At 40.4% G+C, this 20871-nt stretch carries 18 protein-coding genes and 3 pseudogenes; 14 read left to right on the top strand and 7 right to left on the bottom strand.

Features of this window, described 5'->3' with window-relative positions; genetic code table 11:
• Positions 1–190 precede the first annotated feature (190 nt).
• The 6 genes and pseudogenes from GKR74_RS12690 to GKR74_RS18005 all read left to right on the top strand — a co-directional run.
• Positions 191–1258 (top strand): annotated as a pseudogene (locus GKR74_RS12690) (HlyD family secretion protein); the annotation flags it as partial.
• Positions 1258–4014 carry a ribosome-associated ATPase/putative transporter RbbA gene (gene rbbA, locus GKR74_RS12685; RefSeq protein WP_154603856.1) on the top strand — a complete coding sequence of 919 codons (2757 nt, stop codon included), beginning with the start codon at positions 1258–1260 and terminating at the stop codon, positions 4012–4014. The pseudogene GKR74_RS12690 and the gene rbbA, both read left to right, overlap by 1 nt.
• A gap of 2 nt (positions 4015–4016) precedes the next feature.
• Positions 4017–5144 (top strand): ABC transporter permease, encoded by a 1128-nt coding sequence (locus GKR74_RS12680; protein ID WP_154603855.1) that lies wholly within the window; start codon positions 4017–4019, stop codon positions 5142–5144.
• A 220-nt stretch (positions 5145–5364) separates the two neighbouring features.
• Positions 5365–5928, top strand: coding sequence for an alkyl hydroperoxide reductase subunit C (gene ahpC, locus GKR74_RS12675; RefSeq protein WP_006659869.1), 564 nt, complete (start codon positions 5365–5367; stop codon positions 5926–5928).
• Between the two features lie 126 nt (positions 5929–6054).
• Positions 6055–7629: an alkyl hydroperoxide reductase subunit F gene (gene ahpF, locus GKR74_RS12670; RefSeq protein ID WP_154603854.1), complete on the top strand. Its 1575-nt coding sequence runs from the start codon at positions 6055–6057 to the stop codon at positions 7627–7629.
• A gap of 185 nt (positions 7630–7814) precedes the next feature.
• Positions 7815–8174: pseudogene (locus GKR74_RS18005) on the top strand (phage late control D family protein); the annotation flags it as partial.
• Here GKR74_RS18005 and GKR74_RS12660 read toward each other — a convergent pair.
• Complete coding sequence (locus GKR74_RS12660) at positions 8171–9382, bottom strand: hypothetical protein (protein WP_154603853.1); 1212 nt, start codon at positions 9380–9382, stop codon at positions 8171–8173. The pseudogene GKR74_RS18005 and the gene GKR74_RS12660 overlap by 4 nt on opposite strands.
• A gap of 76 nt (positions 9383–9458) precedes the next feature.
• Between GKR74_RS12660 and GKR74_RS12655 the strand changes: the two are divergent.
• Positions 9459–9749 (top strand): annotated as a pseudogene (locus tag GKR74_RS12655) (ogr/Delta-like zinc finger family protein).
• A gap of 70 nt (positions 9750–9819) precedes the next feature.
• Here the strand turns inward: GKR74_RS12655 and GKR74_RS12650 are convergent.
• Entirely contained in the window at positions 9820–10326 is a 507-nt protein-coding gene (locus GKR74_RS12650; protein ID WP_154603851.1) for a DUF4431 domain-containing protein, read from the bottom strand.
• 105 nt (positions 10327–10431) lie between these two features.
• Between GKR74_RS12650 and GKR74_RS12645 the strand changes: the two genes are divergently transcribed.
• Positions 10432–10668: a hypothetical protein gene (locus GKR74_RS12645; RefSeq protein ID WP_154603850.1), complete on the top strand. Its 237-nt coding sequence runs from the start codon at positions 10432–10434 to the stop codon at positions 10666–10668.
• Between the two features lie 273 nt (positions 10669–10941).
• On the opposite strand, the gene GKR74_RS12640 is transcribed toward GKR74_RS12645, so the two are convergent.
• The 3 genes from GKR74_RS12640 to pdxR all read right to left on the bottom strand — a co-directional run bounded on the left by GKR74_RS12640 (position 10942) and on the right by pdxR (position 13677).
• A complete protein-coding gene (locus GKR74_RS12640; protein WP_154603849.1) occupies positions 10942–11268 on the bottom strand; it encodes a hypothetical protein in 327 nt (108 codons plus the stop codon).
• Positions 11269–11512: 244 nt separating this feature from the next.
• Entirely contained in the window at positions 11513–12094 is a 582-nt protein-coding gene (locus GKR74_RS12635) for a YebB family permuted papain-like enzyme (protein ID WP_154603848.1), read from the bottom strand.
• A 95-nt stretch (positions 12095–12189) separates the two neighbouring features.
• Positions 12190–13677: a MocR-like pyridoxine biosynthesis transcription factor PdxR gene (gene pdxR, locus GKR74_RS12630; RefSeq protein WP_154603847.1), complete on the bottom strand. Its 1488-nt coding sequence runs from the start codon at positions 13675–13677 to the stop codon at positions 12190–12192.
• Between the two features lie 102 nt (positions 13678–13779).
• On the opposite strand from pdxR, the gene GKR74_RS12625 reads away from it, so the two are divergent.
• Complete coding sequence (locus tag GKR74_RS12625) at positions 13780–14238, top strand: GNAT family N-acetyltransferase (RefSeq protein WP_154603846.1); 459 nt, start codon at positions 13780–13782, stop codon at positions 14236–14238.
• A gap of 59 nt (positions 14239–14297) precedes the next feature.
• On the opposite strand, the gene GKR74_RS12620 is transcribed toward GKR74_RS12625, so the two are convergent.
• Positions 14298–14837, bottom strand: coding sequence for an NADAR family protein (locus tag GKR74_RS12620; RefSeq protein ID WP_154603845.1), 540 nt, complete (start codon positions 14835–14837; stop codon positions 14298–14300).
• 217 nt (positions 14838–15054) lie between these two features.
• On the opposite strand from GKR74_RS12620, the gene GKR74_RS12615 reads away from it, so the two are divergent.
• The gene (locus GKR74_RS12615) at positions 15055–15963 is read left to right on the top strand and encodes an AEC family transporter (protein WP_154603844.1); all 909 of its coding nucleotides are present in this window, start codon (positions 15055–15057) and stop codon (positions 15961–15963) included.
• 78 nt (positions 15964–16041) lie between these two features.
• Here GKR74_RS12615 and GKR74_RS12610 read toward each other — a convergent pair whose 3' ends face one another.
• On the bottom strand, positions 16042–16374 hold the full coding sequence (locus tag GKR74_RS12610) for an MliC family protein (RefSeq protein WP_154603843.1): 333 nt from the start codon (positions 16372–16374) through the stop codon (positions 16042–16044).
• 503 nt (positions 16375–16877) lie between these two features.
• Between GKR74_RS12610 and GKR74_RS12605 the strand changes: the two genes are divergently transcribed.
• The 4 genes from GKR74_RS12605 to GKR74_RS12590 all read left to right on the top strand — a co-directional run bounded on the left by GKR74_RS12605 (position 16878) and on the right by GKR74_RS12590 (position 20847).
• Entirely contained in the window at positions 16878–18305 is a 1428-nt protein-coding gene (locus tag GKR74_RS12605) for an AMP nucleosidase (protein WP_442959348.1), read from the top strand.
• An 18-nt stretch (positions 18306–18323) separates the two neighbouring features.
• The gene (locus GKR74_RS12600) at positions 18324–18851 is read left to right on the top strand and encodes a GNAT family N-acetyltransferase (RefSeq protein WP_336431329.1); all 528 of its coding nucleotides are present in this window, start codon (positions 18324–18326) and stop codon (positions 18849–18851) included.
• Positions 18852–18952: 101 nt separating this feature from the next.
• On the top strand, positions 18953–19912 hold the full coding sequence (gene accA / locus GKR74_RS12595) for an acetyl-CoA carboxylase carboxyl transferase subunit alpha (RefSeq protein WP_154603842.1): 960 nt from the start codon (positions 18953–18955) through the stop codon (positions 19910–19912).
• A gap of 44 nt (positions 19913–19956) precedes the next feature.
• A complete protein-coding gene (locus tag GKR74_RS12590; protein WP_154603841.1) occupies positions 19957–20847 on the top strand; it encodes a LysR family transcriptional regulator in 891 nt (296 codons plus the stop codon).
• Positions 20848–20871 lie beyond the last annotated feature (24 nt).

The raw sequence follows: 20871 nt of genomic DNA, 5'->3' as shown, positions 1-20871 counted from the left end.
TAAATAATAAGATAGCCTCGTGAAATGGCTGTTATATAGACTTTGTCCGTTATAAAAATAATAAAAAAATAAAATGTAGATGATATTTATTTCAAGAGAAAACAGTTTTGTGATGTGACTAATTAATTTAATTAACGACCAAAAACAACTGTGGTTCACTAATTTATTCAATGAATAGAGAAGGGATGGTATGAAAATAAATAAGCGCAAAGTATCGTTTTATCTTATTTTGGTTCTGGCAATTATGGCGGCCGGATATTATTACTGGAGCCAAAATTCGAGTAGTCTTCCAGAAGGGTTCGCACAAAGTAATGGCAGAATTGAAGCCACCGAGATAGATATTGCGACTAAAACCGCGGGACGAATCGATACCATCCTTGTCAAAGAAGGGGATATTGTCCAACAAGGGCAAGAGCTCGCCCGTATGGATACCCGTGCCTTACAGGAACAACTCCATGAAGTACAAGCTCAGTTACGCCAAGCGATTAGTGCGGTTGCCACGGCAGAATCAGGGTTAGTACAGCGCAAAAGTGAAAAGCTGGCGGCTCAGGCTGTAGTCCGTCAACGTGAAGCGGAGTTAGATGCCGCGCAAAAACGATTAAATCGTTCTCGTGTTTTGGTTAAAACTAAAGCGGTCTCTCAACAGCAAGTGGATGATGATACAGCACAAATGCAAGGCTCGAAGGCTGCGCTTGAAGCTTCGAAGGCCCAAGTTGCTGCATCCACCGCTGCCATTGACTCTGCACAAGCGGGGATTGTCCAAGCGAAAAACCGCGTAGAAGCTGCAACGGCCACAGAAAGACGCATTACGGCTGATTTAGAAGACAGTATTCTAAAAGCACCACGTAATGGCCGTATTCAATATCGAGTTGCAGAGCCCGGTGAAGTTCTAGGTGCGGGTGGTCGCGTGCTGAATATGGTTGATTTAAGTGATGTGTATATGACTTTTTTCTTGCCAACAGAACAAGCTGGTAAGGTTGCTCTTGGAAGTGAAGTTCATATTATTCTCGATGCCGCCCCGAATATTGTGATCCCAGCCAAAACCTCATTCGTTGCCAGTGTTGCACAATTTACGCCTAAAACAGTGGAAACTCAAAATGAGCGTTTGAAACTAATGTTCCGCGTTCGTGCACGTATTTCCCCTGAATTACTGGAAAAACACCTTGAATATGTCAAAACAGGTTTACCTGGAAAAGCGTACGTTCGTTTAGATGCACAAGCTGCATGGCCAATCGATCTTGAGGTGAGATTACCAGAATGACCGATAAATTGATGGATGATGTGATTGTTGATTTACAGCATGTCAGCCAACATTACGGTGATAACTGTGCGTTGGATGACATCACTCTCGCCATTCCTGCTCGAAAAATGGTAGGGCTGATTGGCCCCGATGGCGTGGGCAAATCAAGCTTAATGTCACTGATTGCAGGCGCCCGTGTGATCCAGCAGGGGCAAGTCAACGTACTCAATGGCGATATGCATAACAGCGACCATCGTCGCAATGTCTGCCCTAAAATTGCCTACATGCCTCAAGGGTTAGGGAAAAACCTTTACCATACGCTTTCCGTGTACGAGAACGTGGATTTTTTCGGCAGATTATTTGGGCAATCCAACGAAGAGCGGGCGTATCGCATTCAGGATCTTCTTGAAAGTACGGGACTAGCCCCCTTTAAAGACCGACCAGCAGGGAAGTTATCGGGCGGGATGAAGCAAAAGCTAGGATTATGCTGCGCGCTAATTCACGACCCAGATTTATTGATTCTTGATGAACCGACAACGGGGGTTGATCCCTTATCTCGAGCGCAGTTTTGGGATCTTATTGACCGTATTCGAGAACGCCAAACCAATATGAGTGTGCTGGTGGCCACGGCCTATATGGAAGAAGCGGAGCGTTTTGATTGGTTGGTGGCTATGGATGACGGCAAGGTGATGGCAACTGGGCATGCTTCTGAATTAAAAGCCCAAACGGGTTGTGATGACCTTGAAGCTGCTTTTATCGCGTTGTTACCTGAAGAAAAACGCGCAGGTCACCAAAAAGTGGTGATCCCGCCTCGAGATACACGAGATGATGATGTTATCGCTATCGAAGCTCAGGACTTAACCATGCGTTTCGGTAATTTTGTGGCGGTGGATCATGTGAATTTTAAAATTCCGAAAGGGGAAATTTTCGGCTTTTTAGGTTCCAATGGGTGTGGTAAATCCACCACCATGAAAATGTTAACAGGCTTATTGCAAGCCAGTGAAGGGCAAGCGTGGCTGTTTGGGCAAGAGATTGACCCAAAAGACATTGAAACCCGCAAGCGCGTCGGGTATATGTCCCAAGCGTTCTCCCTGTATAGCGAATTGAGTGTTCAGCAAAACCTTGAGTTACATGCCAAATTATTCCACATTCCCGAAGATAAAATTAACCAGCGCATTGATGAAATGTGCCAGCGTTTTGACTTAGACGATGTTAGAGAAACACTCCCTGATGACCTGCCGCTAGGGATACGCCAACGCCTCTCTTTGGCCGTGGCAGTTATCCACCAGCCGGAAATGCTGATCCTTGATGAACCGACTTCCGGGGTTGACCCCGTCGCCCGGGATATGTTCTGGAACTTAATGGTCGACCTTTCAAGACGTGACGGCGTCACTATTTTTATCTCCACCCACTTTATGAACGAAGCGGAACGCTGCGACCGCATTTCATTGATGCATGCGGGCAAAGTACTGGATTGCGATACGCCAGAAAACTTGATTAAAAAGCGTGGGTTAGACACTTTAGAAGCCACGTTTATTGCCTACTTACAGGATGCGGTTGGCGATAAAGATACAGGCAAAGAGACTGCCCCTGAATTTCATGTGGATGCAAAACTGAAAGAGCAAGCGGCGGAAGCACTCAAAAAACGCTTTAGTTTACGACGCTTATTTAGCTACAGCATTCGTGAAGGGATGGAGTTACGGCGCGACCCCGTGCGTTCCACATTAGCGTTATTAGGAACGGTGATCCTGATGTTTATCATGGGATATGGGATCAGCATGGACGTGGAAAATCTACGTTTTGCTGTACTCGACCGAGATCAAACCGGCTTAAGCCAAGGCTATACGCTGAATTTGGCGGGTTCTCGCTACTTTATTGAACAGCCTCCATTGCAGGATTATGAGCAGCTCGAGTCAGGGATGCGCAGCGGAAAAATCACTGTAGCCATAGAAATTCCGCCTAATTTTGCCCGTGATATTGCCAAAGGAAATAACGTTAAACTGGGCGTATGGATAGACGGTGCAATGCCAAACCGAGCGGAAACGGTGCGAGGGTATGTACAAGCGATGCATTTAGCGTGGTTAAGCACAATGGCGGCTCGCCAACCGGCTGGTGTTGCGGGAATTCCGGCTATTGATATCGAAACACGCTATCGCTATAACCCGGATGTTCGTAGCTTACCGGCGATTGTTCCCGCCGTTATTCCTCTGTTATTGATGATGATCCCTGCAATGCTCAGCGCGCTCAGTGTGGTGCGTGAAAAAGAGTTGGGTTCAATTATTAATCTTTATGTCACCCCGATCACCAAATTAGAATTCCTGCTCGGTAAACAACTCCCTTATATTGTTTTAGGGATGTTCAACTTTGTTTTACTTTGCATTTTATCTGTCTATGTTTTTGGTGTGGAATTTAAAGGTAGTTTCTTGTCATTGAGCTTGGCGGCGTTTTTGTACATCACCATAGCAACCGGAATGGGGCTGCTGATTTCCTGCTTTATGAAAAGCCAAATTGCAGCCATTTTCGGGACCTCAATTATTACCTTGATCCCCGCAACTCAATTTTCCGGCATGATTGACCCCGTTTCTTCCTTGGAAGGGATTGGTCGCTGGGTAGGGCAAATTTACCCAACATCCCATTTTTTGACCATTACACGGGGAACCTTCTCTAAAGGGCTTAATTTCTTTGATTTACAAGCCTCATTTATCCCGCTAGCCATCACGATCCCGATTGTGATTGGCTTGAGTGTTTATTTCCTGAAAAAGCAGGAGGCATAGGGATGTTTCGTAAAATACAGAATATTTTTAACTTGGGCGTGAAAGAGTTACGAAGCTTAGGGCGTGATAAGGCAATGCTGGCGCTGATTGTGTTTGCGTTTACTGTCTCGATTTATTCCTCTGCAACAGTGACGCCGGGCTCGCTGCATAATGCCCCGATAGCCATTGCTGACCAGGATAAATCCCAGCTTTCAAATCGTATTATTAATAGTTTCTATGAACCGTATTTCTTGCCGCCAGCGGATATTGTGCCGAATGAAATAGATGGCTTACTAGACAGAGGCGCTTATACATTTGCAATTGATATTCCCCCTAACTTTCAACGGGATGTACTTGCAGGGCGCCACCCTCAATTGCAAGTTAATATCGATGCAACACGCATGAGTCAGGCTTTTTTGGGTAATAGCTATATCCAAAATATTACCTTAGGAGAAGTGAACGAATTTCTGGCGAAATACCGTAGTCAAGGGCGTTTACCGGTTGATCTTGAAGTTCGTATGCGGTTTAACCCAAACTTAACGCAGTCTTGGTTTGGCTCGGTGATGGCTATCATTAACAACATCACAATGTTATCGATTGTTCTAACTGGTGCAGCGCTGATCCGCGAACGTGAGCATGGTACCGTCGAGCACTTAATGGTGATGCCGCTAACGCCTTTTGAAATCATGATGTCAAAGATTTGGTCGATGGGATTAGTGGTACTGATTGCCTCGGCAGTCTCGCTGTTGCTGGTGGTCAAAACCTTGCTGCAAGTACCGATTGAAGGGTCGATATTGCTGTTCATATGTGGAGTTGCGCTCAGTCTATTTGCCACCACATCGATTGGGATTTTTATGGGGACCATTGCGCGCTCAATGCCACAATTTGGCCTATTGATGATCTTAGTGTTATTACCATTAAACATGCTTTCAGGGGGGATGACTGCCCGGGAAAGTATGCCGCAACTGGTACAAGACATCATGCTAACCATGCCGACAACCCACTTTGTTAGCCTAGCACAAGCGATTTTATATCGTGGTGCGGGATTCGAAATTGTGTGGCCGCAGTTTGTTATTTTAGTGGTCATTGGTAGCGTATTCTTTAGCTTCGCATTAATGCGTTTTCGCAAAACCATTGCCACAATGGCATAGTTTTTATTGCATCAGCTCCCATTAAATTACCTCGAATTATTTCTCACAAAACGCTTGCAGATTTTATTGGCAAGCGTTTTAATGCCACTTTATAAAATGCCATGCCTATCAATTTTTAATTAATGATTAGATTTTGCCTATCAAATCGATAGCAACGACTGATTGGATTAAGTCTCTGCGAAACAGTAACTTAATAGTCAACCAAACAGGAGGACATCAAATGTCATTAATTAATACTCAAATCAAACCTTTTTCTAATCAAGCTTTTAAAGACGGTAAATTTATCGAAGTAACAGAGAAAGATGTTGCGGGTAAATGGAGCGTTTTCTTCTTCTATCCAGCGGACTTCACTTTCGTTTGCCCAACTGAATTAGGCGACATTGCTGACCATTATGCTGAATTCCAAAAAATGGGCGTAGATATTTATTCTGTATCGACTGACACCCACTTTACTCACAAAGCATGGCACGAAAGCTCTGAAACCATCGGTAAAATCAAATACGCGATGATCGGCGACCCAACAGGTGCTCTGACTCGTAACTTCGAAAACATGCGTGAAAACGAAGGTCTGGCTGACCGTGGTACATTCGTTGTTGACCCACAAGGTATCATCCAAGCTATCGAAATCACTGCGGAAGGTATTGGTCGTGACGCGGCTGACTTACTGCGTAAAGTTAAAGCTGCTCAATACGTTGCAAGCCACCCAGGTGAAGTTTGCCCAGCTAAATGGAAAGAAGGTGAAGCAACACTGTCTCCATCTTTAGATTTAGTCGGCAAAATCTAATCGATAACCCTCGATAAGAATATTGCAAAATAAGCCACGTTGCAGGCGCTAAACACAATTAAGTAAAAGCCTGCAACGGGCTATTCGACGGGTATATGTACCCGATTTTATGACCAAGGGGATTACATGCTCGATAATAATTTACAGGCTCAATTAAAAGCCTATCTGGAAAGATTAACTAAACCCGTAGAATTAGTTTCGAATTTAGATGACAGCGCAAAATCAATTGAAATAAAACAACTACTTGAACAAATTGCATCGCTGTCTGACAAGGTGACTGTGCGTGAAGAGCGCGATGCTGCACAAAGAACACCTTCATTTTTAATCACCAACCCAGGGACTAATATTGGCGTGCGTTTTGCAGGCTCACCATTAGGCCATGAATTTACCTCTTTAGTGCTAGCACTTCTGCAAGTGGGTGGTCATCCATCCAAAGAAGCACAAGAATTATTGGATCAAGTGAAAGGGCTGGAAGGCGACTTTAACTTTGAAACTTACTATTCATTATCTTGCCATAACTGCCCTGACGTCGTGCAGGCGCTGAACTTAATGGCGGTATTGAATCCGAACATCAGCCATACGGCGATTGATGGTGCGCTGTTCCAAAACGAAATTGACGAACGCAACATCATGGGTGTTCCCGCTGTTTTCTTAAATGGCGAAGAGTTTGGTCAAGGCCGCATGACATTAAGCGAAATCGTGAGCAAGGTAGATACCAATGCTGATGCGCGTGCGGCAAAAGCGATTAGCGGACGTGATCCATTTGAAGTTCTGATCATCGGTAGTGGTCCTGCGGGTGCATCCGCTGCGGTTTATACTGCGCGTAAAGGTATTCGAACTGGTGTTATCGGTGAGCGTTTTGGCGGGCAGGTCATGGATACCGTTGATATCGAAAACTATATTTCGGTATTGAAAACTGAAGGCGCAATTTTAGCTGGTGCTCTGAAAAATCATGTGGATAGCTACAATGTGGATGTGATTGATGGTCAATCCGTCACTAAGCTTATTCCTGCTGAACAAATTGGCGGATATCACCAAATCGAAACCGCATCAGGCGGTGTGATGAAGGCCCGCAGTATTATTATCGCCACTGGCGCACGCTGGAGAAACATGGGTGTTCCGGGCGAACAAGAGTACCGTACAAAAGGGGGGACATTCTGTCCTCACTGTGATGGTCCACTGTTTAAAGGTAAACGCGTCGCGGTGATTGGTGGCGGTAACTCCGGTATCGAAGCAGCTATCGATTTAGCGGGTATCGTTGAACATGTTACCGTATTGGAATTCGCATCAGAATTGAAAGCGGACTCCGTGTTACAAGCCAAAGCCCGTAGCCTGAGCAATATCGATATTATTTTGAATGCTCAAACCCTTGAAGTTAAAGGCGATGGCAGCAAGATGACTAGCTTAGAGTACAAAGACCGCACCGATGAAAGCGTGCATTCTTTGGAAGTGGCAGGCGCGTTTGTTCAAATCGGTTTATTACCAAATACCAATTGGTTAGGCGATACTGTTGCTCGCAACCGTATGGGCGAAATTGAAGTTGATGCTCGTAACGAAACCAGTGTGAAGGGCGTATTCGCCGCTGGTGACTGTACAACAGTGCCTTATAAACAAATTATCATTTCCGCCGGAGAGGGAGCAAAAGCCGCATTGAGCGCATTTGATTACCTGATCCGCACAAGTACCAGAACCGCTGAATAGCTCATAGTTTAGCGGGTTGTAGCCAAAAGGCACTCGGGGGCGAGTGCCTTTTTTTGTGTGTGCAATCTGTGCAACTATCTCAAGAGAGTTTAAAAGTGTTCAAGTTTGGGTAGGTCAGTGTTTACTGTAATGTTGGGTGACCTAGGATTATCTGCAGAGTAATGAAGCTGCCACCATTAATTATTTGGTTAGATTTGAATTACGGCAAACAAATGCCCAAAAAAGAGGGTAACTACATCGAGGGGGCAGAAGGTAACGTTTTTGTGATGCGATGAACCTTAAAAATGAGCAATTCGCTAAATGCGCCGCCGCGGCCAAGTGGTCAAAATTACAAAGGGATGAGGTAGAATTTAATATCACTTTGGCTTAGGGGCGCGTAGAGCCATACCCTGAAATGTCTGTGACCGTAACCGACTTTAAACCGACTATTGATAGTCACCAGTGGGTGGATTAGCCGTGTTGTCCATCAAATCGATGTTCACGGCGTTATCACAAGTCTGGAGTTAGAGATAAGGATTAAAAATGTTGGTATTGATCAGATTTAATTTTTTCCAGTTTTTGTAGGAGATATAACCTTTATATCTTTATTTGCTATATAAATACAGAAAAAATCATCATTTTTAATAGGTGTATTATTTAATGATCTTAAGTGTATTTCTGAAATGGTAAATTGTTCATTTTTTCTTTTACATAATAAAGAGTAATTTAGGGATTGAAAAGCATTAAAGACATTTTCATTATATTCATCATTTCTTATTGGAATGGGTCTTTTGGGAGAGTGCCATTTATTTACATTGATACTTATTTCTTCTTCGTTAATAAATCGCATGGTACGAAATGATTTATATGCAATATAATCCACAATATTGGTAAATGTAAATAACAAGACTAAATATCCAGAAATAAAAATAAGTTTTACAGATATATTTTCTCTCGAAATTGCATATATAATAATATTGGGTAGTAAAAATAAAATCAAATATAACTTAATAAAATCAATGAAGTATAGATTTTTATATTGATTCGTAATTGCATTCGGGCTAATAAATAGAGTCATTGAAAGAGATACTATGATTAGAATCATTAATGTTAAAAATAACATGAAAATTCTATCCATATTAAAATTAGGAATGATTTGGTTGTAATATTTAAATCTTAAATAAATAAGTGTTATTAAAAATACATATGCTAATAAAGATGGAATGATGGATAACTGTGTTTTTTCAGATGTGGTGTAATATACTATAAAAGAGAATAGTATAGTGGAAACCAATAATAAAAATGTGTCTTTTTTAATTAAATCTTTAATTGTAAGTTTTAAATCGCATGTCAAAATAAATATTGTGAATAATATTGATGCGGAACCTAATGTCAATAATCCGGAAAGCCCATGTTCTACGCTTACTGAAATTAATGAGTATGTTATTATGGGGGCCAATAGGAATGCGGTTAGGAAATTGACTCTATTAATATAATAGATGTTTTTTGTGTTTTTTTTATTAGCTTCAAATTGAAGTAGCCTATAAATTAATGATGGAGAAATGTATATAGCCATGAAAACTAAAAACCAAAAAAAAGAAATAAATAAAAGGTAGGGAAATAAATAAGTTTCGCTTAACAGGAAAGGGAAAAAATTTTCTGCATTTAAAATATTTAAATAAGTAAACAACAGGTAAGGTGAAATAAAAATAAATAAAGATGTGATTGGGATTATAGCAGCTATAAAGCTCCATATAGATTGTTTTTGTCTCATGGTAAATCCTTTTAATTGATTTTTATTATGAATAGATTAACCTAACTTAAGGCGTATTCCAAACCTAAGGTTAAAAATGGCGTTCAATTGCCCAAAATGTGGCGCTGTGACTTATACCAAAACCAGTAAATCCATGAGCAGTGAAACTCGTAGAAGTTACCACCAATGTCAAAACATGTTGTGTGGCTACTCTTTTATAATAATAACCTCGGTAGATATTTATCTAACAAAAACAATCCCACAAGAGTTGCCAGAAGGCTTTGAGATCCCTATGGATGAGTTACCTAGATCGCATCGGGGGGAGAAACAAGTAGAGATGTTTTGATATATGAGTAATAGAATGTATTCATATTACTCATATTTTTAATTTGAGGGAAATATAAATCAGATTATATATTAATATGTTACATATACTTCATAAGTTTGTAATCAACGAACTATTTTAAAATTTGAATAGAATTAACGTCCAAAAGCGCTTTAGTTTTGTGATGGCCGGTATGGCCAAAGAAAATTTCCCCATCAACCTTTACGTATTTTCCAAGTATATCTAAGCGGTTATTATAAATTTGATCACTTAGGCATAATTGAAATGCGCATGATTCACCATTCTCACGTAGCTCGTTAGTTTCCATGCATCTTCCTACTAAGTTTATTGGTTCATTGGTATATAATATCCAATAAAATTGAGGTACATCACCATTATCTATTGATTCATAATTTGGTGGACCAGGAAAGAGCTCTTCTCGAACTTTTCCATAAAGTGTTGTAGTTTGTCCATCCAATATCTCTTTAGGAAGATTTGATTTGTTTTGAAATTTAGTATTCTTAGATCTGAATATTCTACGTCGAGTATTTTGAGATAGAAAAATTCCTATTAATGCTAGGATAACTGAAGTTATAACCCCAATCCCTTGCCAAGTATTACTAGATAAAAAGTCAATCAAAACTTGTACCTCATATTAGGCTACGTGTCATATGGATATGATAGCAAAAAGGTTATGCAGAGTAATTGCAGATGGTTATATTTTAATTTATAAGGAAAAATAATTATGATCAATGATGATACTGAATACGAATTTGCAAGAGGAAGCGACATAGTTAGAGATGGTATGTATCTTGAACTAACTATGGCAAATACTGACCCAGTTCTACAACTTGCTGAAGTCTTTTACTCGGACGTTACCCATCAATTTACACTAACTTGTTATGAACCAAATATTCCTCTTGCAGTTATTGAAACCTTGATTGAACAGGCTAAAAAACTCCTCCCACCCATTGAAAAATAAGCAAAAATAAAGCCTCTTGTCAAAAGAGGCTTTATAAGTGTGGTCAATATGTGGACATCAAACATTGATTAAATCCATTTAAATCAATTGTTTAACTCACTTTTAGAACGCCGCACTTAGCGCATTTGACTACCTAATCCGCACAAGTACCAGAACCGCTGAATAGCTCATAGTTTAGCGGGTTGTAGCCAAAAGGCACTCGGGGGCGAGTGCCTTTTTTTGTGGTTCCAAGAATCAAGATAAGAAAGGTATATTCATTAGTATAAGTATTAATCACTTCACCCACATATCCACAACTCTCGCAACCACTGGCAGTAACTGCGTCAATATCACACTGCCTACAAACCATAAAATGATTTTATTGGCGCTAGCGGCTAAAGCTTCTTTGGTGGAATAGTTAGATTTGATTACGGCGATATTGGTTTTGACTTCATGCAGATCATTTTTCATTTTATCGATCTCTTTTTCTAAACTATTTAACTTTGAATCCATATTGTTTCCCCCATGAGATGCCCTTTGATGATGCTGTTTAAATGAATTATCGCTGTAAGAGACGAATAACATTAAAGGGACTTGTTTTTCTCGGAATTGATTCGCCATTGCGTTTCTCCTCAATCCTTTTATTGAACGCGCTCATCCATTAATTGCGTTTTGAACAAACGAATGGGCATAAAAATCGGTGTATGGGTAGGAGGGTATTTTGATGAGGGAATAGAGTCAAAAAATAGCGTGAAGATAGCGCTGAAGTTGCTCCTAAAAACGTTAGGTTGTTAGATAACGCCCTGTGATGTAGGGCTTTTTATCTATGAGGTAGAATCAATCAATCGGTTGTTAAATACAGGTATTAATTAATATCTTCGTGACTACGGTACACCAAAGAAAGCTCTGGATGATGCCATAAGCTGGCCGGGGTGACGGTCGTGCGCTCCCAAGGAATGGAACCAATAAACCATAGCTTCCAGAACTTTAATTTGGCATTTGGATTTTTTGTTAATAATTCTTGGAAAGTTTCGATTTCACCAATACGAATAGATAGGGCAGATTGGTAAATATCGAATACAAACTTTGAGCAAAACTGGCGCGATGAATCGTATTTAAACCCTGTGTGATAAAACTTATTTAATCGTGGAAAAACTTGTGTCACTAACGCCTGTTTTTGTGCCTCGGTTAAAGGTGTGGATAAGCGACGCACACTGTAACGATGCTCAGATGAGCGAGAAATAAATCGGGATAATGTGGTGGTGGTCGATAACGGAATGCGACTTTCTGCCACTAAATAGTCTTCACCATCATGGCCGATGATCATGCCTACATGGTTACTCCAACACTTTGATGCAGATGCGATTTGGCGAAAAACTTCAGTGCCGATACTGGTGAAAACAATGTCGCCGACTTCTAGTTCATAAGGGTAATTTATTTTTGTCATAGTACACCTCAATAGGGTGAAAAATTGCATTGAGGTCATCTTATAAGCCGTTCAATATCGTCGGCAATCGGAATAGCGGTGAATATCATTTCTGTTTAACTTGGGTATATTTTCAACAATGCATCACGTAGTAATTGAATATTCTGGACGATTTCGAGCTCGGTATGGGCGGCATATCCAAATAGAATGGCATCATTATTTTGACTGCTAATGCAATAACGAGATAGAGGTTGAGCTCCAAAACCAAGGTTACGACACTGCTCTAGGATAATCTCTAAGCTATAACCTTTTTTCATCCAGCAGACGGTATGGATCCCTGAATCATTCATCTGTGCAGTAAAAATATGCGGGAGATATTGATTGATAGATTGGCAAAAAACAGTTTGGCGTTCATAACAAATTTTGCGGATCTTTCGAATATGTCTCGCGTAATGACCTTCTTGAATAAACTGGGCTAAAGCGGCTTGTTCTAAATAACTACAATGGCTGTCACTGTAATATTTCATCATCGTAAAAGCGTCACTCAGACTTTCTGGCACAATTAAAAATCCAAGGCGAAAACCGGGATACATCATTTTAGAAAATGTACCGGCATAAATAACACGTTGATGATTATCTAGCCCTTGTAAGGCTTGAATCGGTTTGGATAAAAAACGAAACTCGCTGTTGTAATCATCCTCAAATATCCAAGCGTTATTTTGTTGCGCCCAATCTAATAATGCGAGGCGGCGGGGTAAGCTTAAGGTTGTTCCAAGTGGAAATTGATGGGATGGCGTGGTGTAAATTAATTTGGCATCACCATGGTGTGCAGCTGCATATTCAATATTCATTCCTTCATTATCGGAAGGGATTGGTGAAATATTGGCGCCAGCAGCGGTTAAAATAGCACGAGCACTGTCATAACCAGGGTCATCGAGCCAAACAGTATCATTTTGTTTTAATAAAACTTTTGCCACCAAATTTATCGCCTGTTGGGTTCCATTGACGATAATAATTTGTTTTTCATGACAATGAACGCCACGGGTTGAACGCACATAATCAGCCAGCAATTTTTTGAGCGGTATATAGCCATCAGGGTGATTATAGTGCGTGATATCATGCTTGGATTTTCGCCAAACTCGCCCTAATAATCGCCCCCATAGGTCATGGGGAAACTGATCAACACAACCAACGCCAATATTAAATATTGAGCGCTTGTTGGTATTTGGGCGAGACTGTTCCCAGAGTGGCTGAAGGTTATTCAATATGGGGTTCAGATAAAGTGCAGGATTTTCTTGTTGGGAAGCCGCTCGTTTGGTGCTAATTGGACGAACTAGCTCATCAGGAATTTGTGCAGAAACATAGGTTCCTGAGCCTTGCTTTGAGTATAAATAACCTTCATCAATTAGACGTTCAAACCCTGCAATTACCGAGTTACGAGAGATTGACATCATCTCAGCTAGCGCCCGAGTCGAAGGTAATTTTAGGCCAGCAGCAATTCGTCCATCCAATATTGCATTACGGATCGTATGGTAAACCCCTTCATTAATTCGACCCTGTTCAATCAATAACAGTGGGAACTGAGCTTGCTGCTTTCTTCTCATAAGTGGATCCTAAATAAATAACAAAAGTGTATCTTATACAGTACCAGATAGCTCTGTACTATAACCCCATTCAGTTATATGTCTACAAATGGAAGGGTTATTATGAATAATGCAGAACTACCGGTATCTATTGAGTTTGTTTCCCCTGAGCACTACCCAGAATGGTTAGTTTATTGGTTGGAGTATCAAAAATTTTATCAAGTGGATTTAAGCGAAGAAATTACATTAAAAGCATGGGCGCGTTTCTTCGATGAAAAAGAACCAATGCACTGTGCTGTCGCGTTGGAAGGGAACAAAGTGGTTGGTTTTGTTAACTATCTTTACCACCGTTCCACTTGGGCAGAAAATGATTTTTGTTATTTAGAAGATCTCTATGTGACCCCTGAAGTTCGTGGCCGCCATGTGGGGAAACAATTAATTGAGTTTGTTCAACAACAAGCGCAGCAGAAACAATGTGGACGTTTATATTGGCATACTCAAGAAACCAATTTACGCGGACAAAAGCTATACAATTGGGTAGCAGAAAAACCGGGCGTTATTGAATATAGAATGCCGCTATAATGGATATTTAATATGAAGTCCCGCTGCTTTTTAACAGCGGGATATTTGTACTGAAAATCTTAATTGGCTAATTGTGTCCGTACTTCCATTAATGCAAAGCCCAATAAGTTTAAGCCTTTCCACGTGAGTGGGTTTTCAATATTCTCCGCATCTTCCGCTAAGCCAATTCCCCATATTTTATCGACAGGGCTCGCTTCCACGAGGACACGCTCATTTGTTGCCAATAAGAACTGCTTTAGCGCATCATTTTGAGAAAATTTGGCTAAATTAGCTTTTACAACAATATCAAATCGGTTTGCATCCCAGATATCTTGCTTAAAACCACGAACTTCTCGTCCATAGGCTTTTGCAGCCCCAGGATTCGGAGCATTGATAATTTTTTGCAGAATTTCACTATCGCCAAATAAACGCGCTTTTTCTGCCATCATAAAATGTTCGGCACTGGCGAAACGGTTATCATCAACGATAAAAGGAGCAGGGTACCATTGGCTAAAACAGCTTTTCGTGACTTGCTGTTGTTTGGATTGATGTCCCCAGAAAAAGACATATTTAAATTTTTTACCTGTTCGGTAGATCTTACAAAGGTTTTTTATATCCATAGGACTAACTTGAAAAAATAATAATGAGATTTAGTGAGAGTAACGATAAATAAATGTGTTGGCTATCGGAATAACCTGCACTCTATTTTTGAATAAAGCTCACACTCTGGAAAGGTATCTACCTACATCGCTTTTTTTAACTAACATCTCATTGATTTTAACGATATAGTCACATTTATCAATTCATAATGGTTTGAAAAACAAGAATTTCTTAATCATGGAAAAGATCTTACTCGTGTTGTGGCCGTTGTTTGCTCTCATCGCAATGGGTTTTGTTTTACGTAGAACAGCACTATTTTCTGCCGATTTTTGGCCTAGCGCAGAAAAACTCAATTACTTTGTTTTATTCCCTGCATTATTAATAAACAGTTTAGCGAGTGCGCCACTCAATAATCCCAAATTACCCTATCTTGCCTGCGCCATTTTTTTCATCCTTGCTGTAAGCTCACTGCTTGTCGTGATAAATAAATATTTATTTAAAATACCTATTCCACGATTTGGGGCACACATTCAAGGGATTATTCGTTTTAATACTTATTTAGGGTTGGCGATTGTTGCTGATCTTTTTGGATCGGAAGGGATTGCGATTTCAGCAGTGATAATGGCGATTTTGGTTCCCAGCTGTAATGTCATTGCGGTACTGTCGTTAAGTGCAGGGAAGAAAGTGACATTAAAGCAATTGATCATGCCTATTGCTAAAAACCCATTAATTATTTCTTGTATCATCGGAATATTATTAAATTTATTACCAATAGGTTTACCATTTGGGTCTGATCAATTTTTAAAATTGTTGGCTGCAGCCAGTTTACCTTTAGGGTTAATTTGTATTGGTGGGGCACTGCAAACAGCAACGCTCAGAAAAGAATTTAAACCTATTATGGTTTCAACATTGTTTCGCTTGCTTGCTATGCCAGTGCTAGCCTCATTTACGGCTTATTTATTTGAATTACCAACATTAGAAAGTGTGCTTTTAGTCATCTTTTTCTCTATACCTACCGCACCAACGTCCTATATTTTAACTAAGCAGCTTAATGGAGATAGCCAATTAATGGCAGGGATTATTACTTTCCAAACTATTCTTGCCGTTATTACATTGCCGCTAGTTTTAACATTAATTACCCAATAAGATTATTTTTATATAAAAAAGCAGCATCATAATAATTACGATGCTGCTTTTTACGATTATGTGCAGTTAGATATGCAATTATTTAACCAGTTTACAATCACGACCTTTGTCGTCAGAAATACGATTATTAATAGCATCATCTTCAGAAATAGTGGCTAAGTTTAAGCCTGCTTTGCTGCTCCATAGTTGGAAGTTTTCACCAACATAGCGAGCGCCGCTCGCGGCTTCTTTGCTTTTCAGTAAAATCAGTTCATCGCTGTAAAGCATCACTGCTGTATCTTGATTAGGAAAAGAAACTTTAATTTTTTGTCCATCACAGTTATAGGTTTGTGTTTTAGCTGCAAATGCAGATGAAGATGCAGCCAAAATTGATAATGCAGCGATAGAAGAAACTAAAAGCGTTTTTTTCATTGGATTTCCTTAATACCTTTTAAGTATTTATACCAGCGGTCATAAACATTGAAACCATAAGCTACAGCGATATTGTATTACTTTTAAATATAATTGCATAAACATTTAATCACTATTTGATTAAATTTAATAATATTCTTAATTTTATTTTCATCCCCTTCATAAGTAACGATATAAATATTTCAAGATGTTTATTTTATATTGCTAACAAAGGGACTAACGCTGGCTTAAGGGCTATTAAATAATCCATAAGCGTTATCTTAAAATTAATTTAATTATATATATTTTCTATATTCAATGAAGTACAAGATTAGCAATAGGTAAAAACAACTAAATAATAAATAGAATAAAATAAGATTTTAACTTATTAAATTTTCAAGGATTAAATGCAATTTCTTGTGAGTATTCGATGAATAACATACACTGAAGGCGTAAAATTTACGTCATTTGATAAGGAGTTAAGCGTGTCTTTGGAACAATGCCGAAAATATGAAAATCTTTCTATAGAAGAGACAATCGAAACACTCTCATTACTCTATTCAAATGCCATTGAAGCCTTGAGAAATGCCATTGCAACCTATGTTGAAAATGGAACGTTACCCGATGCTAACGCCCGAGAAAATGGGTTGTTTGCCTACCCTGAGTTGTGTGTAACTTGGGAAGGAAAGGTTGATCATTGTGAAAAAACGCGAGCTTATGCCCGTTTTGTGAAACGGGGAGATTACAGTATTACTGTGACTCAACCTGACTTGTTTCGAGCTTACCTCGTTGAGCAATTAACCATTTTTCAACAAGACTATGACGTATCTTTTGCAGTTCGTCCGTCTAAAACTGAAATTCCATATCCATTCGTTATCGATGGTTCAGATTTAATTCTTGATAGAAGTATGAGTAGCAGTCTGGCTGCTCATTTTCCTATTACCGATCTCTCTCATATCAGTGATGATATTACGGATGGTTTGTATCATGTGACGGATGATATGCCATTATCCCACTTTGATGCACTCCGTGTTGATTTCTCTTTAGCGCGACTAAAACATTATACGGGAACACCACCAGAGCACGTTCAGCCTTATATTTTGTTTACCAACTATAACCGCTATGTTGATGAGTTTGTGAATTGGGCCTGTGAGCAAATTCGTGATCCAGAAAGCCGCTATATCGCATTATCTTGTGTAGGGCATAACTATTTAACCGCTGAAAATGCCGATCCGCAATTTGCCACATCCGATTTAACGTGGAAAAAATTTCAAATGCCTGCATATCATCTGATTGCACGTGATGGGGCAGGAATTACATTAGTGAATATTGGCGTTGGTCCAGCAAACGCGAAAAACATTTGCGACCATTTAGCGGTATTGCGCCCTCATGCGTGGTTAATGATTGGTCACTGTGGCGGGCTACGAGAAAGCCAAAAAATTGGTGACTATGTTTTAGCACATGCCTATTTACGTGATGACCATATTTTAGATGATGTATTACCACCAGATATTCCTATTCCAAGTATTGCTGAAGTTCAACGGGCGCTATATGACGCAACTAAACAGGTGAGTAATATGCCTGGTGAGCTCGTTAAACAGCGTTTACGTACCGGAACGGTGGTCACAACGGATGATCGTAACTGGGAGTTAAGGTTTTTTGCAACCGCCCGCAGATTCAGCCTCAGCCGAGCCGTTGCGGTGGATATGGAAAGTGCCACAATTGCCGCACAAGGTTACCGTTTCCGTGTCCCTTATGGCACATTACTCTGTGTATCTGATAAACCGATTCACGGAGAAATCAAACTTCCAGGACAAGCAAACAGTTTTTATGAAGGCGCAATATCGGAGCATCTACAAATTGGGATCCGTGCCATTGACCTGCTACGACAAGAAGGTGATAAGCTGCATTCCCGAAAATTAAGAACATTCGATGAGCCGCCATTTAGATAATCTAGAGGAGGGGAATACGTGATCCCTAAACTTGAAACAGATAGATTAATTTTAGCAAAACATGAGGTTAGTGATTTTTCAGCACTTTCGCAGTTATGGGGACAACGCTCAATGGTTCAGCATATTGGTGGTGTTCCTTCAACGGAGCGCGAATCATGGATGCGTATGCTCGCATATGGCGGACTTTGGCCTCTACTCGGGTTTGGTTATTGGGCGGTGAGAGAAAAAGCGACAGGAAATTATGTGGGAGATCTTGGGTTTGCCGATTTTCATCGCATTGTTGAACCCCACGTTAAAGGTATTCCTGAAGCGGGATGGGTGATTGCGCCTGAATATCAAGGTAAAGGTTACGCGACGGAGGCGATGCAAGCTGCATTGTCTTGGCTGATCGCGGAGCAAAAACACCAAGAAAGTATCTGCTTTATAGGGCCTCAAAATATACCGTCACTGCGTGTCGCTGAAAAGTTAGGGTATACGCAAGATAAAGAGGTGTTTATGAACGGCTGCATCTCGGTATTGTTACGTAAAAATCTTATCCAGTCTTAATTATCCCACTTTTGATAACTATTAATCCTATTCTTGTTTATAGAATAGGATTGTTCCTCTCAGTAGACTCTTAAAATTATTTGGTCGATTTTAAGGTCACTATGTCTAGCCACTTTCTTGCATTCGAAAAACCCATTATTGAGCTTCATGAAAAAATCGAAGCATTAAATGCCTTTAAGCAAAAGGGGCATCCATCAGAACTAAAGCTTGATGAGGAGATCCAATTATTAGAAAAGAAATGCCAATCCCTCACGGAGAATATTTTCTCTTCTTTAGGTGCATGGGAAATTGTGCAATTAGCTCGTCATCCAATGCGTCCTTACACACTAGACTATATTTCTCTTATATTTACTGAGTTTCAGGAATTAGCGGGGGATAGAGCATTTGCTGATGACAAAGCGTTAGTGGGGGGATTAGCGCGTTTAGACGGTCGCCCAGTTATGGTAATGGGGCAACAAAAAGGGCGGGATACGAAGGAAAAAGTAAAACGTAATTTTGGAATGCCATCCCCTGAAGGATATCGAAAAGCACTTCGATTAATGAAAATGGCGGAGCGATTTAAACTGCCGGTTATTACATTCATTGATTCTGCAGGGGCTTACCCAGGCGTTGGCGCTGAAGAACGTGGGCAAGCAGAGGCAATTGCGCGCAATATTCAGGAAATGTCTTGCCTAACAACGCCGATTATTTGTGTGATCACCGGAGAAGGTTGTTCTGGAGGCGCTCTAGGAATCGGAGTGGGTGATAGAATTAATATGCTGGAATACAGTACATACGCTGCAATTTCTCCAGAAGGCTGCGCCTCTATTTTATGGAAAGATTCCCAAAAAGCGCAAGTTGCGGCTGAGGTGATGGGAATGACCGCGCCGAGACTAAAAGCGCTAGGAATTATCGACACGATTATTCCTGAGCCGTTAGGTGGAGCACATCGAAATTATACATTAGCTGCACAATATCTTAAGCAGCAACTTATTCACGATTTAAGCCAGCTGAGTACATTAGATCAGGATACATTATTGGATCAGCGCTACCAAAAAATAATGGCAATTGGCTACTGCTAATGTTATTAGTGAGGCATTAATGAACACTAAAATTAGGCTGTATTATGTCTGTAGATCTTAATTTACTGAAAGTATTTGTTGCGGTGGCCACACAGGGAAGTTTTGCTAATGCAGCAAAACAACTTTCGATGCCAACATCAAATGTGAGTCGGCAAATTAAGCAGCTTGAAACTCAACTTAATTGCCGATTGATTGAACGAACTACACGGAAAATGCGCTTAACTGAGCAAGGTACTTTATTATTAAATAAGAGCCAAAAACTGTATTTAGAATTAAATGAAACCTTGCAAAAAATTAGCGCCTCAGAAATATTAAGTGGTACTTTGCGGCTAACGATTCCAAGTGAATCTGGCAGTGTATTATTTGCAGATTTACTGGCTCAATTTGCGCTTGCCCATCCGAGCCTTGCCATTCATTGTGATACGCAACTAGCGCCTTTAGATGTTATTAGTGATGAAGTGGATTTATTGCTAACTTTTCATCGCGGAGCGTTAATGGACAGTAGCTATCACTCGAAATTAGTTAAATCTTGGGAGAGTGTTGTCGTTGCTGCTCCGAAGCTAATTGAAAAAGAGGGGATACCTAGCACCGTGGATGAACTCAGTATGTTGCCCTGTATTACGAGTTTTAGTGCGTTGCAGGGGCAACCATGGGTTTTTAGTACACATCATGGTCAGTTAAAAAAAGTTAGTATAAACAGTCAGTACCGTGTGAATAGCGGGATTCTTGCTAGTGCCGCCGCACTTAATGGATTGGGATTCGCTATTCTTTCAAAAGAGGGATGCCAAAAGGCAATTCAAGCGGGAACGTTGGTGGAAGTCAATTTTGATGATATGTGTCCAGCGCCGATTGAGTTACGCGCTGTTTATGCCTCAAAACGTTCACTTTCGCCAAAAGTTGATACTTTTTTGAGTTACTTGTTGAAAAATATATAGGCTGACATTGATATCAGCCTATAG

This window comes from Providencia sp. wls1914 (genome assembly GCF_009706645.1).
Classification (GTDB): domain Bacteria; phylum Pseudomonadota; class Gammaproteobacteria; order Enterobacterales; family Enterobacteriaceae; genus Providencia; species Providencia zhijiangensis.
Note: the sequence above shows the minus strand (reverse complement) of the source record. Positions and strands in the feature narration are given on the sequence as shown.